This is a genomic window from Vibrio sp. SCSIO 43133 (genome assembly GCF_023716845.1).
Lineage (GTDB): Bacteria > Pseudomonadota > Gammaproteobacteria > Enterobacterales > Vibrionaceae > Vibrio > Vibrio mediterranei.
In genome coordinates, this window is the sequence record NZ_CP068024.1 from 1,947,393 (window position 1) to 1,960,650 (window position 13,258).

The following is a 13,258-nucleotide window of genomic DNA, read 5'->3' on the forward strand; positions in this document are numbered from 1 at the left end:
GACAAGATGACCACTTAGTTATTGAATCATTTGTTCACTGATTTAACCGTGCTACCGGAAGAAACCCATATCTCCGAACGTCGATTTTGCGCTCGCCCTTCTGTCGTCGAGTTGGTCGCAATCGGCTTGGTTTCGCCAAAGGAACGCACAACAATATGATTCTTATCCACGCCTTTTGAGATTAGGCCATCTGAGGTTGTTAACGCTCTTTTCAGCCCAAGTGCTTGGTTATACCCTTCGGGTCCAGTACTGTCGGTGTGCCCGTCTATAGTGATATTACTAGCCTGTTTCCCTAGCGTATCTGCTAAACGATTTAATGCTTCATCGCCCATGGGAGTGAGATTGGCTTGGTCAAAACCAAAATGAAGACGTGCCACTAAGCCTCCTTGTTTAGCCTTTCCGTGCTCATCACCTATCCAAGTGGTGCAGCCTGACTGACTTAAAGCAAGACTAGATTTCCCGGCCAACAGCTTTTTTAAGTCACTGTCATCTGACTTTTGTTCTATTTGCAAAAAGCCTTTTCGATGCTGCGCAATACCTGTGATATTCCCTACTGTCACACTGTGCTGAAATTCATTAAAAGTGTTATCGCAATAAACGCTTTGCCCCTCTCCTGCACTCGCGGCCAAACTGTATGGCAACATCGACATGACAAGTGCACCAATCACTAACTTCTTCATATTTTCCTCTAGTACAACTTAGTTATTCCGCTTGTTTTAGAGCCCTTGCGGATGAGTTCTTCTATCTTCTTAATCAATTCATCGAGGTTGGATACGTCGATAATGTCTTCGTTGGGGTCAACTACACAGTCTTGAAAACCACTTTGTTGAGACGCTTGAAAGTTAATACCTATCACGCCTATGTATAAACCGGGTATTTGCTGTCTTGCTTTATTACACATGCCAGCATTCACCAGTCCCCTCAAAATGCCGTTGTTAGGGCTCTCTTGACCATCACTTAATATGAGCAGCATTTTTATTTTCTTTGTATAGGCTTGCTGCTTATCTTGATCGGAACTATTGGGATCGCCTTGCTTAAGAATTTGCGCTCCCCTCAAGATTCCTTGGAATGCAGCGGTGCTTCCGTTCGCCCACATTGGTGAAATGGCATTGAGATCGGATAGTTTGTTAGTTAACGCAATATTGTGAAACTGTGTGGAGCTTTGGTCACCAAAACCCGCGAACAATTGGACGCCGTTAATTCGATAATAGTTAGATGACAACCCTGACTTGTCGCTAAACATAGTGGATACTGTCTGATTGAAGTCAACATAATTGTAATCATCTGGATAGTAGTAACTTCTCGACAGAACATCATTTATTCGTTTTGCATATTGCTGGTTATTCAGCGCCTCTTGTGGGCAACGGGCATTGTAGTAGCAGTTTTGACGACGATTCCAACTCCAGTTTCTAACAGGTTTACAGTTCCCCGGATTATTGGCACAGCTTGATACTTGATTCCACGACTCACCGCGCCAGGCATCCCATGGTACTTGGTTGTAAGTGTATGTAGAACGATTAGCGTGAGTATCGTTTCTGTAGCTAAGTTGACTCGTTGACCTAGCATTTTGAGAAGATATGACTTCTCTAGTGCGAATGTTGAACGGAACGAAACCTACACGGTTAAGCAGTTTATTTGCTGTCGAGTCTTGTCCTTGTTCATCGCATACATCTTCCACATTACCGTTTACTTGGTCACGGCGAATTGATGTACAAAGAATTTTGTCTGATATCTGATTAATGGCTGTTTTTAGGTCATCGATCTTTCTATTTCGATTAGTACCCCATCGGCTATTCATTGAACCAGAAAAGTCGGAAACAAACACGATATCGATATTATTATCCCCCAGATAGACTGGGTATTTTCTCGCCAAGGAGCGTCCTGCTAGATCTTGCTGGTCACCGAATGATGGAATAAAGCTGCTCGCAAACCAAGAATCATGTGTCGTTTTAGCGTTAACTGTATATTGGATATACTCCAGAACACCTGCATTTTGGTTCTCTGCCTGATGAAATCGCTGCGCGGTCAGTGCCGTTGACTTGATATCGCGCACGTAGTTTTCAATATATTTAGTCGCAAGATTGTTAGCGAGCGTTGGTTGATCTTCAATGGTTACCGCTAAAGCAGCAGCTTCAGAAGCGTCCCTTAGACGGCTGGTTTCCTGAACATAACGCGTCCCTTCGACTGCCCAAAATGTAAATCCCATTATGGGTACAAGCATCAATCCCATCCAAATTGCGGCGACTCCTTTCTGGCGACGGAGACTTCGATGCTGATAACGCTGCATTCTCATTACACTATCTCCCGGGCAATATTGAGGATGAAACAATTTTGACGGTGGTACTAGTACCGCCATTTATAAAGGGTTCAAACCAAGAGTGTTGTTGCTGACATATGCTCACTCGATACAGCGGATAGATAACCCCTTTTTCCACCGGAGCTAAATCAGCGTGATCTTGGAGTGAGTCAGTCTGACAATTTAAGCTATTAAATTTGTTACTAGTAAACCCAACCACAGTCGTTTTATTGGTCAGCGATTCAATTTTAAGTGCTACGTTTCCAGGCGCTGTATTTAGCATTCGACTCGCAACTTGAGTAAGGTTGACCAAATCAGAGCTGGTTACTGCTAGATTCTTTCCGGCAGCAACATCAGCATCGAAATAGCGAGTACGTTCTTTGATCACGTTGGCGAGCGCGAAGCTAGACCGATCCAACTTGGCTCGAACTAGAAGCTGATGACTCAAATCTGTCGAAAAGAGATAGACAGCGCACAGAGCCATCATGACGAACGCTAATTCGATCGCGAAGGACCCTTTTTGGCGATGTTTGGAACGTACACCGTGGTTATGGAGCGTCATCTTTCCACCCCTCATGTTCTAAATTGAGCACCATAGTACGAGAGATGGTGCTATCAGACGTTCCCCAAAACTTGAGCATTGGAGAGTAATGATAAGTAACTGTGATTTCTGCCAAATCATAATTGAAATTCAACCCTTGGCTCGAATGCCCTCGGTTAGCAATGAAATCGTCATAGGTTTTGAAGTACTTGCCATCTATAGAAAATCTCGAGCTATCGATTAAGAAGTGCCATAAGTTTTTATCGTCTTCGATAAGCGTCTTAAACTTTGCTTCGTATTGCTGATTGATGCCCTTTCCTTCATAGATTTTGGTGTTCCTAATCGTTTCTCTCAGCGAATACTCGGTCATATTGACGACGTAGATTTGGTAACTCGATTCGAAAATAGCAAATGTAGCGAAGATGAGTACGATGGCTCCCAAAGCAAACTCAACCGTTGTAACTCCTTTTTGCTTGTACAGGCGATTCATTGTTAACTCCGGTACTGAGTGAGTTCGGCGCTAATATCACGCAATTCTTGGTCAGAAAACTCACCTTTTAGCAGTTTTCTCGCGGCATCCACCTGCTGCACTTTCATAAGTGCAATGGCTAAGTTTGCTTTTACGATCTTATTACTCGGGTTTTCTTTGAGGATTGGAGTGAGCATTTCTACCGCCTTTTGGTAATCACCATTTGCCATATGAATCATCGCTAGATTGTTCTTAATGACAACGTCGTCATAACCTCGTAATCTTGCTTCATTCAACTGCTTGTAGGCTTCTTTGTAGCTCCCAGCCTTGGTATACGACACGCCCAACAAGACATGAACTTGACCGGATTGATTACCCGATTTAATAGAGTCTAAATAGGCATTAATCGCATTATCAGTGTCGTCTTTAGCGTCAAAAACCTGCCCCTCTAGCTGGTACAAACTAGGATTTTTGACACCTTCTTTCTGTAAGTGCTGGACGTAAAAATCGGCAGATTCTAGGTCACCTTTATGAAAGTAGGCCCAAGCCAACTTTTCTTTGACTTGAGGATCTTTCGATCCTTTTTCTAACTCAGACTTGTAGTAACTAATCAAACCATCATAGTTTTTTACCTTTTCCATACTGGCAATTTCGTCCTGTTGCTCACGCTCTGGAGATGGAGCTGACTGACATCCGACTAGCGAAATCAGTAAAACTAAGACGATATAGAACGGTTTTCTAATCACTCGTTACCCTCCTATATTTATGGACATTTGCATAATTCCCGGTGCGAGAATAAGAATCACGATGGGAAACATAATGAACAAAATCAATGGGATACTCATTTTTGCGGACAATTTCCCCACTTTTTCTTCCACAGTTAGAATTTGTACTTTTCGCATATCTTCTGCCAAATCACTCAGTACCTGCGCCACGGAAGTACCGTATTGCAGATTTTGAATAATAGTCAGTACAAAACTTCGCACTGCAGGCGTAGGTATGCGATCACTGAGGTCATTCAGTGCTTTTTCTAAACCATGTATTTTGGCAGAATCAGAAGTGCGCTTAACCTGATAGCAAAGATCAGAATCAAACTCTGCAAGCTCTTTACCTAAATAGATCAATGCTGCTTCGATGGTCATACCGGTTTGTACACACACTGACATCATGTCCAGTAGATAAGGAAGTTGAGCGGACGTTTTTCCAATGAGTATCTTGCGTCGCATCTGCAACAGCATGTCAGGCACGACAATCACCGCAACAAGAGACAACACCACGGCTAACAACTTGTTACTGGCCGTCATATCCGTCACTAAAACTAAAACCGACAATACGGCAAGTACCACTAACTTAGCTGGGAAGTAAAATCTTGCCCATTCAGTGTTGTAATAGCCTGCTTCGATTAGCTTCTGCTCGAGCTCGTGTCGGTGTTCTTTACCAAATCGAACAAAAAAGCGATTAACACGAGAAGAAGAGTTTAAAGTCTGCCCACCAATATAGTCCTCTACCTTCTTACGCCTCTGCTCTGCTCGCAAAGATTCAAAAATCAGAAATAACAGGGAAACAAACAGGACGATAAGCGCCGTCAATAACATCATGCGCGCACCCCCCTTACCAGTAGCCAAACAATAGACAAGCCGATGAGTTCGCTACCAAGGACGTAAAACAAGACGTACTGACCTTGTGGATCATTTAAAACAAAGTCGACATTCGCTGGATTTACGTAATTTAGAATAACGGTAAAGATAAGCGGAATAGCCGCGACGATTTTCGCAGAAATCCTCGCCTCTGAAGTCATGGCCATTTTCTTTTTCTCTAGCGTCCTAGAATCAACCAATACTCTTATAAGGCGAGCTAATACTCCTTTGAGCTGTCCTCCACGAGCAATGTTTGCCCTAATAGTCACTGTGAAAAATAAAAACTCAGGATAAGGGTAATTTTTGCAAGAACGCTGCAAGACGACTTCCGGTGATTCGCCCAACCTCAACCGATCGCCCATTAACTTAAATTCACGGCCTATCGGATTGTTCATTGCTTCACCGACATAACTAATTGCTTGCATCAAGCTATCACCCGCCGTTACTGCGCTCATCAGAATATTCAGAGCATCAGGAAAGGTGTTTTCAAAATCACGTCGCCGTCTTCCCACCAAAAAGCGATAACCGAAAACAGTGAAAATGAGAGAAAGACTGAGCACTAACCAAGAATTGGTCATGGATAATAATTCAATAACGATATACCACGACGCGATAATGCTGCCTGTAATATAAAGAGCTATATAAAGCGAAGAACGCGGCCCCAAGATGGTAAGCGTCGGTGAAATCGACTCCTTAAATTTCTGCCAGTTCTGCTTTCTCACCAACGATTTAACGTTAATAGCATTTAAGTTTTCCGCTTCAGCTTCTTCTATGTTGAAAAACTGATCGACTTTTTTGACTTTAGAGTCTCTCAAAAGAATGATGACCAAGGCAAAGAGGACTAACGACAACCAAAGCATGTTATAGCCCCTTAAACGATGCCATTAAGTCATCATATAAGCCGAAAAACTGTGCTTTTTTCACCAGTTCCGAGCGCTGCATGATACCGTTAGTGACGAAATCACCCTTCACTGCCTCGCCGTAATGCGCATCGTCATAGCGAAAGCGGTAGATTTCCTCCATCACCACGCTGTCGCCTTCAAGCCCGACAATCTCTGAAATGCTGGTAACTTTACGGGAACCGTCACGTAAACGGTTAACCTGTACCACCATTTGAACCGCACTGACTATGGTTCTCCTAATAGCATCCAAAGGCTGATTTAAGTTCGCCATCATGACCATGGATTCAACACGAGCAATAGCATCGCGTGGTGTGTTGGCGTGCAACGTTGACATCGAACCGTCGTGTCCCGTGTTCATCGCTTGTAGCATTTCAAACGCTTCCGAGCCACGACACTCACCGAGAATAATACGATCTGGTCTCATACGAAGTGCGTTGATCACCAAGTCGCGTTGCGTGACGGCTCCGGTTTGCTCAATACTCGAAGTTCTTGTTTCCAATCGAACTAAGTTAGGCTGTTGAAGGCGCAGTTCAGCGGCATCTTCTATGGTTATAATGCGTTCATCTTCGGCAATGTACTGAGACAAGGCATTGAGTAAGGTAGTTTTGCCTGAGCCCGTACCACCAGAAATCAACACATTGATTCGACAACGAGAAGCAATCATCAACACCCGCGCCATGTCTAAAGACATAGAGCCAAAACCAATCAAATCCTCAAAACCAATGTTCTGCTCGCGGAATTTACGTATTGAAATAGACGTGCCGTCTAGTGCAATTGGAGGAATAACAATGTTTACACGACTGCCATCTTCTAGCCTGGCATCGACCGTAGGAGAAAGTTCATCAACGCGACGCCCGACACGCGATGCAATACGTTTTGCAATTGCCAACACCTGCTCTTCGTTGACAAACGTCACCTCAGACTTTTGCACTTTGCCGTGTCTTTCAAAAAAGATGTTATTAGGACCGTTCACCATAATGTCGGTAATCGACTGATCCTCTACCAAAGGTTGCAAAGGACCTAGGCCAAACAACTCATCCATTAAGCTCTTTACTAAGCCTGACTTCATCATGGATGTGATAGGCCTTTGATAGCTATTAGCAAGAAGATCCACAGCACTTTGTATCTGAGACTCTAGGTCTCGACGACTCATTTTCTGAACCGCTTCTGCGTCCAAGGCTTCAAAAATCTGACCACGAAATGCGAGATATAAGTCTTTGTTAGAACTCATTTAGCGCGCACCTTCTTTAACCAAGAGCCCATGCTTTTAGTATCCACTGGCTGACCATTAATTAGTTTCACCAGTTGTTCTATCGAACGACTGATGTGGCGGTCGTGTTTGTGTCCACGTTTGCCGTCAATAATGATGTGAGACAATGACTTACAGTAGGCCACTTCCAAGTCGATATCCGCTCCTAAATATTTCTTAAGATCTGGCCTTTGCAACACATATGCATTTTCAGGTCGATGATAGTTCACCACCGTAATAACGCGCGTACGCGAAGATAGCGTGAGTTGTAAGTTAGCGACTTTCTCAAACAGTCGCTTTGCACTACGGACCGATGATACCGAGGCGTCTAGTACCAATACGACGACGTCAAAGTTTTCAACAAGCAACTGAGGTTCCACTTTAAAATCGACGCTTCCGGAGAAGTCTTCGATAATAAAGTTGGTATTTCGTGCTAGTAACTCACAAAGCGTCTGGTTGTAGGTGAGAATATCGTTTTGATTCATATCACCATCAATGGCCAACAAGCGCAGGTTTTTTCTAGCACTAAACAGATAACTTAGCGCCCCCTCTTCATCCATCTCATGCAAAGGTGCGGTAAACTCGTCAATCGCTCGAGGCTTAAAATCCTTGAGAGCGAGCAAAACATCTATATTGGTACCGGAGTATTGGTGGTCCACAAGGATGGTGTCGGTCCCATGAGTAGAAAGTAGAGAACTCAGTTCTGTCGCCAAAAATGATGCGCCTACACCACCTTTGGAGCCGACTACAGCCACGCGCTTAGCTTTTCGCTTTTGACTAACCCCAGAAAAGGTTTTGAGGTTCTTGCTCACGTGAGTTAAAAAATCAGCAAATTCTTGCTTGTTCACTGGCCAAAAAACGTAGTAAAAGCCCATGTCTTTAAGTGAACGTAAAGTAGAGATAGCATCTTCTTTACCAATAACTATCACACCTTTATGAGTAGGCAGCTTGCTAGCAAACGCTCTAGCATCTTCGACGACATTATTCGATTCATTAAGCTCAAGAATAACGATGTGACTACTTTGCTGCTCAGTTAATTTCGTCAGTCCCGCCGTGGTTTTCACACATGCTGGATCATTCCAGCCTTCAAATCGGAACACTTCCTGTAGAAGACTCAAACACTCCTGCGATTGATAAAACAATGTACAACCCGCGACCCCTGTTGGTGTTTTCGGAACCGGCTTTGCCTTTGTGGTTAGTGCTTTAGTAAGGTCAAACATTTTATTCTCCTACCAATCGAGACTTGTAGGACACTTGCTTCAAACGCATTGACTCAACAAAACAGTCAGGCTGTCCAATCTGGTGTTGTATCTGCGCGGGTGCGCATTGTTGCGTTTTCAGTCGAGTTAATGTGACTTGAATATTGAGATCATTACGCATGGTGTGAACGTGTTTGAACTCCACTCGTTGCGGTGCGACTTTGTGAGACGGATACTGGTCAAAGATCTTCTCTAACATCTTTTTGCTGCGAGTGTTCTTATAGTCGATAACGTAAGTCGCCTCTTTATCGGTCGACTCAATGTCCTTTACCAATGCGCTAATTTGCTTAGCCGTTTCATCATAATTCTTAATTGCAAAGTCGAAGCTATGATGTTCTTGATAGGTAATAGCCTCTGCACCATTCCCACGAAAGTAGCGTTCGGAAGCACAGCCTAATAAAGTTGAAACAAGGAAAACAATTATGATTAGCTTCTTCATTGAATGAATCCTCCTTGCGATAACAGACGAATAGTGGCATCTGAGGACGCTACAGGTTTTCCATCTGAGTCAACATTTAGCCAACGCGACAAGGTAGAGGTTTTCTTAATGTATGGCAGTTGGATATCCTTTGGTTTCATAGGCTCTACCAAGTTCACGGTAGCAACAATGATAAGTTCGGTTCGTTTTCGTTGAGTGGTTGCTTTTCGAAACGCAGCTCCGAGTACAGGCACATCACCGATAAATGGAATTTTCTGCATTTTTTCTAGGTCACTACTACTCATCAGCCCACCTAAAATGAAGCTATCACCGTCCGCTAACTCAACCGTAGTCATAGCACGTCTGGACGCTAATTGAGGTACCTTGACACCGGCCGCTTCAACATAACTTTCCACTTCACTAACTTCTGGAGAAAGCTGCATACGAATTTTGTCTTGGCTGAGCACCTTTGCGGTTAGATCGAGCTTGATACCAAACTCTTTAAACGTAATGTTCACGTTGTTGCTTGTTGACACTATTACGGGAACTTCTCCACCAACGAGAAAACTCGCAGACTCTCCAGACAATACGGTTAGATTCGGTTCTGCTAGCACTTCTGCAATGCTGTCATTACCTAATGCAGTGATGAGCGTACTAAGATTTGCGGCATCAAATTGGTCAAAGACGAACTCTCCCACACTTGAGCCTACTGAGCTCCAGTCTACACCGACCGTTTTACCAAACGACTCCGTTACCTGAGCAACGGATATTTTGACGTTAACCTGTTGAGTTGTGGCGACCTCAATACGTTCAAGAATCCCTTCCCAAGTCATATTGCGGGCAAAGACCATACTTTCCGGCTCTTTACGTTCCATATGTTCAGATTTAAATTCCAACTTTTCCGTTTTATCCCACTTCTCAATTTTTTCACGTCCAAGAAGCGTTGCCACTAGGCGGTAGATATCGTCTCGAGTTTGCTCCGAGTCCACAACACCACTCACCGCAACCTGCTCACCTACCGACTGAACCTTGACCTTCGCGTCGGGAAAGTGAAACTTAAGCTGACGGCGTACCTCGGTTAAATCGAGATCAACAATAATGCGGTCTGAAAGCAGAACATCATTGTTTGTCCCGTAGACAATAAGCCTTGATTGCCCGACACCATTGGCAAACACCACAAGCGTGTTGTCATTGATAATTTTGTAGTCTGCGATGGCAGGATTACTTATAAAAACCTTACCAATAGGCATCTTCAATTGAATATGCTGGCCATCGTTAAGAGTAATTGAGCGATCCGCTGCGTAAGCGTGTTTCACCCAAAGTAAGCCTATGAGCAAGGATGTAATGTAAATCCACAGTGCTTGCTTGAGTCGGTGTTGCATGATCATTACAAGGCCTCTCTCGGATTCGTTTCGTTACCACGTAACTCTTCAATTCCTGTATAGTTGTCAATAATGTTACGTACTTCAGCGTATTCCGGCTGCTTATAGGTTTGGCTTCGATAGATTTCGATATGCATGGTTCGTTGCGCTAGCGCAAGCTTTGCTAAATCGTCAGGCTTTACTTCGATCACCACGGTAGTAAGCCCATTTTCCTTGGTGGGAGACCGAGCGGTAACAGAGCTGTTATCACCTTTGTCATCACCCACGTTAAGTACTTTGACATGTTTGAGAAACATTGAGGCTTTCACTCCTCTGAAGCGTTTTGGCTTATCAACATTTCCAGCTAAGTTATCGTTAGGCGAACTCACGGTTAGAACATCAATGAACGAACCAGGGCGAATGTAATCATTGATAAGGTTTTTATCACTTACTTCGAGTGGATATAACGTCATTCCCTCAGTAACAAGCAAGTCGATATAACCCGATTGTCCTGGGGAAACTTGATATTCGGGCAGAACGATCGCCCCCGGTGTAAGACTTCGGTTTAATAGCACAGATGGTGAAAAACTAATTTTCGCGTCCTCTCGAACACCAAGGCTTAGTGCCTCACTTAAAGGTAGTTGCTTTTTAACCACCCCTTGAGCAGTGATTGCATGACCCTTTTCGTATGATTCTGTGGTCATCCAAACAGCAACATGCTCTTCATCTTTGTTTTCCGTCACTTCAGTGACAGTAGTCGGTTGAGGTTTACTTTTGAATAAGTCGACAACGCCTAACGCCCCTACTACCAACGCTACAACAGCGACAAGTAATACCAGTCGAGATCTCATAATTTTCCCACTCTTCGAGATTTAAATATGCAGCGCACTTTGTGTAAAAATGACTAAATAAAATCCGACACTAATTGCTATCCCATAAGGGATACCTTCTTGGCTATGATATGGGTTGCTTAATAATTTTTGGCTTAACCAGTAGATTACCGCAATAATCCCCCCAACAAAGCCCGTAATAACATATGCCCAAGGTAGAAGATTAAGCGGAATCGTCAGTGACAAAATAGCAGCGTATTTAATATCACCTGCACCAATCCATATAAGAGCATAAATTAACAGCCCCATACTTAACACCAACAAAAAGGTCGTTATATGAATATCCGTCGGTGACAAAAAACACTGCACTAGGAGCAATACGATCAATATGGAGTTATGTATTGTTCTGTAACGAAAATCAGTAATAGTGATTACTAAACACATTATTGCCAATACCAATAAATACATTGTATTACTCGAGCTACTATTCTTTTTTATTTAGTGAGTTTTACATCAACCGATACACCCTAGATATACTTAATAACTCGCGCCAGACCAATGAAAATCATAGGTCTGGCGTAGATATCTAGAGATATTGTCTACAATAACCCACATAAGGTTAATGTAAGTATTTACGATTACTGAGTAGATGTTTCGATCGTGTCACCAATCTTAGTAAAGGCTTGTTTTAGTTCATTGATAAAACCGTCAGAGCCCGAAGTGCTTAGCGCAACGCTCAACGCAACAGCCATAGCTACACCAATAAGTCCATACTCAATTGCAGTTACACCGCGTTGGTCATTTTTAAATTGTGATAAAAACAAGCTTGTTTTTACATATAGTTTGGTAATCATTTTAACTTCCTTTAAGGTCGATTTACAAAAGCTTGCTCATTCTAATTAATACTTACATTCAACGAAAAATACCCCCTATCGATACAGTCGATAGGCTTAACAAACAATGTTCAAAATGAGAAATCAAACAACAACACAAAAATCATACAAACACTTATATAACATATACTTAAGAAGAAATGTTATACTTTTATTACACATTTAAGTACAGATAACATATTTCATACTGTGAGATATAGATCATTAATAGAGCCATTACTTTATTGTTAGCTATAATTATTCTTAGCACAAAAAGAGATAGATGCGATGATAATTTATGCAATATAGGAATATATCCACCCAGAAGTTAATATTATTAATTACTAATGCTTTATAAAACGAGTTGAAATACTAGTATCATCACGCTATTGTGTTGCAAATATACAATTTACATAATTATAATCTGCTTGCTTTATAAAGGTTGGTTGAATCATGAAACTACAATTCGAAAATATTGTTTCGTTCGTAGCTGTAGTTGACGAAGGTTCATTTAGCTCCGCTGCTCGTAAGCTTGGTAAATCCCAATCTACTGTTAGCACTGCTGTTCAGAATCTAGAGTCAGACTTAGGCTTCAATTTATTTAATAGACAACACTCTAAAGTCTGGTTAACTGAAAAAGGGAAACGCCTGTTCCATTTATCGACACCTGTTGTGTCGAAGTATCGTGAGTTGATCACAACTGCGAAGCAAATGAATATATCAGAGCAAATTGTCTACCGTGTGGGTATTGATCCTTTAGTGTTCAATAAAGAAGTGAAGAAAACACTGTTGGACTTCTCTGAAGCATTTCCCAACGTCGATTTGGTCGTTGTTACTAAACCAAGTTTCGTTTTAGGGAACTACATTAATGAGGGGAAAATAGATCTTGCGTTAGGGAACCCTTATCACAAGACTGATAATGACTTTAACATAGACGAACTATTTCACGTTAACTGTTGGTGGGTCGCTCATGAAGACTTAAAATCCGTTAAAAGTCATCCCGCCCAACGAGTGCTGTTAATGGATGGCATTGAGGAGTTACTCAATCTCTCAAATATAGCCTCATACAACCTATGGAGGCTAGATGACTTAGGAACTATTATCGATCTGTGCAAAGCTCAACGTGGCATTGCATTTTTGCCTGAGTTCCTTATCGACAAAAACATGAAAGACAGCAAACTAAAAGTAATTACCGACCACCCCGATTTCTTTGGCAAAAAAGTCGTTGCCTCCCTTTTCTGGCCGGTACATTCTGACTTCAGTTTGTTTAATCAATGGATCAAAGGAAAACTGCAAACTAGTGTAAGTAGAAAACAATCATTCATTGCAGATTTAGCCCAATAGGTCCTGCGCTCAGTATACATCACACTCAGGTCAGCAGCGTAGCGTGCCCAGAGTGAGATAATTACGCATTGTTCCCTCAA

General features: G+C 42.5%; 15 protein-coding genes. 1 reads left to right on the plus strand and 14 read right to left on the minus strand.

Annotation, left to right across the window (positions count from 1 at the left end; genetic code table 11):
- Window positions 1–26: 26 nt before the first annotated feature.
- The 14 genes from JKJ11_RS09300 to JKJ11_RS09365 form a co-directional block, all read right to left on the minus strand.
- Entirely contained in the window at window positions 27–680 is a 654-nt protein-coding gene (locus tag JKJ11_RS09300; RefSeq protein ID WP_240205956.1) for an OmpA family protein, read from the minus strand.
- An 8-nt stretch (window positions 681–688) separates the two neighbouring features.
- A complete protein-coding gene (locus JKJ11_RS09305) occupies window positions 689–2,293 on the minus strand; it encodes a pilus assembly protein (protein WP_038222150.1) in 1,605 nt (534 codons plus the stop codon).
- Between the two features lie 4 nt (window positions 2,294–2,297).
- Entirely contained in the window at window positions 2,298–2,858 is a 561-nt protein-coding gene (tadF, locus tag JKJ11_RS09310; protein WP_252038041.1) for a tight adherence pilus pseudopilin TadF, read from the minus strand.
- Complete coding sequence (locus JKJ11_RS09315; protein WP_063606277.1) at window positions 2,845–3,327, minus strand: TadE/TadG family type IV pilus assembly protein; 483 nt, start codon at window positions 3,325–3,327, stop codon at window positions 2,845–2,847. The genes tadF and JKJ11_RS09315 overlap by 14 nt, the downstream gene beginning before the upstream one ends.
- 2 nt (window positions 3,328–3,329) lie before the next feature.
- Window positions 3,330–4,052 carry a tetratricopeptide repeat protein gene (locus JKJ11_RS09320; protein ID WP_006070727.1) on the minus strand — a complete coding sequence of 241 codons (723 nt, stop codon included), beginning with the start codon at window positions 4,050–4,052 and terminating at the stop codon, window positions 3,330–3,332.
- A 3-nt stretch (window positions 4,053–4,055) separates the two neighbouring features.
- Entirely contained in the window at window positions 4,056–4,904 is an 849-nt protein-coding gene (locus tag JKJ11_RS09325; RefSeq protein ID WP_038230335.1) for a type II secretion system F family protein, read from the minus strand.
- Window positions 4,901–5,803: a type II secretion system F family protein gene (locus JKJ11_RS09330; RefSeq protein ID WP_252038042.1), complete on the minus strand. Its 903-nt coding sequence runs from the start codon at window positions 5,801–5,803 to the stop codon at window positions 4,901–4,903. Before JKJ11_RS09330 ends, JKJ11_RS09325 begins: the two co-directional genes overlap by 4 nt.
- Window position 5,804: 1 nt before the next feature.
- A complete protein-coding gene (locus JKJ11_RS09335; RefSeq protein WP_006070730.1) occupies window positions 5,805–7,076 on the minus strand; it encodes a TadA family conjugal transfer-associated ATPase in 1,272 nt (423 codons plus the stop codon).
- Window positions 7,073–8,314, minus strand: a complete 1,242-nt coding sequence (locus JKJ11_RS09340; RefSeq protein ID WP_252038043.1) for a CpaE/TadZ family protein — start codon at window positions 8,312–8,314, stop codon at window positions 7,073–7,075. Before JKJ11_RS09340 ends, JKJ11_RS09335 begins: the two co-directional genes overlap by 4 nt.
- Window position 8,315: 1 nt before the next feature.
- On the minus strand, window positions 8,316–8,792 hold the full coding sequence (locus tag JKJ11_RS09345) for a hypothetical protein (RefSeq protein WP_252038044.1): 477 nt from the start codon (window positions 8,790–8,792) through the stop codon (window positions 8,316–8,318).
- Window positions 8,789–10,159 (minus strand): type II and III secretion system protein family protein, encoded by a 1,371-nt coding sequence (locus JKJ11_RS09350; protein WP_252038045.1) that lies wholly within the window; start codon window positions 10,157–10,159, stop codon window positions 8,789–8,791. The genes JKJ11_RS09345 and JKJ11_RS09350 overlap by 4 nt, the downstream gene beginning before the upstream one ends.
- On the minus strand, window positions 10,159–10,983 hold the full coding sequence (gene cpaB / locus JKJ11_RS09355; RefSeq protein ID WP_252038046.1) for a Flp pilus assembly protein CpaB: 825 nt from the start codon (window positions 10,981–10,983) through the stop codon (window positions 10,159–10,161). The genes JKJ11_RS09350 and cpaB overlap by 1 nt, the downstream gene beginning before the upstream one ends.
- Before the next feature lie 21 nt (window positions 10,984–11,004).
- Window positions 11,005–11,430: an A24 family peptidase gene (locus JKJ11_RS09360; protein ID WP_236109833.1), complete on the minus strand. Its 426-nt coding sequence runs from the start codon at window positions 11,428–11,430 to the stop codon at window positions 11,005–11,007.
- Window positions 11,431–11,600: 170 nt separating this feature from the next.
- Window positions 11,601–11,816 carry a Flp family type IVb pilin gene (locus JKJ11_RS09365; RefSeq protein WP_088877449.1) on the minus strand — a complete coding sequence of 72 codons (216 nt, stop codon included), beginning with the start codon at window positions 11,814–11,816 and terminating at the stop codon, window positions 11,601–11,603.
- A 471-nt stretch (window positions 11,817–12,287) separates the two neighbouring features.
- Between JKJ11_RS09365 and JKJ11_RS09370 the strand changes: the two genes are divergently transcribed.
- Window positions 12,288–13,178 carry a LysR family transcriptional regulator gene (locus tag JKJ11_RS09370; protein WP_252038047.1) on the plus strand — a complete coding sequence of 297 codons (891 nt, stop codon included), beginning with the start codon at window positions 12,288–12,290 and terminating at the stop codon, window positions 13,176–13,178.
- Window positions 13,179–13,258 lie beyond the last annotated feature (80 nt).

Coding starts and splice junctions, on each gene's coding strand:
- JKJ11_RS09330 (WP_252038042.1), bottom strand. CDS start 5,803: ATGCTTTGGTTGTCGTTAGTCCTCTTTGCCTTGGTCATCATTCTTTTG.
- JKJ11_RS09360 (WP_236109833.1), bottom strand. CDS start 11,430: ATGTATTTATTGGTATTGGCAATAATGTGTTTAGTAATCACTATTACT.
- cpaB (WP_252038046.1), bottom strand. CDS start 10,983: ATGAGATCTCGACTGGTATTACTTGTCGCTGTTGTAGCGTTGGTAGTA.
- JKJ11_RS09365 (WP_088877449.1), bottom strand. CDS start 11,816: ATGATTACCAAACTATATGTAAAAACAAGCTTGTTTTTATCACAATTT.
- JKJ11_RS09340 (WP_252038043.1), bottom strand. CDS start 8,314: ATGTTTGACCTTACTAAAGCACTAACCACAAAGGCAAAGCCGGTTCCG.
- JKJ11_RS09370 (WP_252038047.1), top strand. CDS start 12,288: ATGAAACTACAATTCGAAAATATTGTTTCGTTCGTAGCTGTAGTTGAC.
- JKJ11_RS09345 (WP_252038044.1), bottom strand. CDS start 8,792: ATGAAGAAGCTAATCATAATTGTTTTCCTTGTTTCAACTTTATTAGGC.
- JKJ11_RS09315 (WP_063606277.1), bottom strand. CDS start 3,327: ATGAATCGCCTGTACAAGCAAAAAGGAGTTACAACGGTTGAGTTTGCT.
- JKJ11_RS09350 (WP_252038045.1), bottom strand. CDS start 10,159: ATGATCATGCAACACCGACTCAAGCAAGCACTGTGGATTTACATTACA.
- tadF (WP_252038041.1), bottom strand. CDS start 2,858: ATGACGCTCCATAACCACGGTGTACGTTCCAAACATCGCCAAAAAGGG.
- JKJ11_RS09305 (WP_038222150.1), bottom strand. CDS start 2,293: ATGAGAATGCAGCGTTATCAGCATCGAAGTCTCCGTCGCCAGAAAGGA.
- JKJ11_RS09325 (WP_038230335.1), bottom strand. CDS start 4,904: ATGATGTTATTGACGGCGCTTATCGTCCTGTTTGTTTCCCTGTTATTT.
- JKJ11_RS09300 (WP_240205956.1), bottom strand. CDS start 680: ATGAAGAAGTTAGTGATTGGTGCACTTGTCATGTCGATGTTGCCATAC.
- JKJ11_RS09335 (WP_006070730.1), bottom strand. CDS start 7,076: ATGAGTTCTAACAAAGACTTATATCTCGCATTTCGTGGTCAGATTTTT.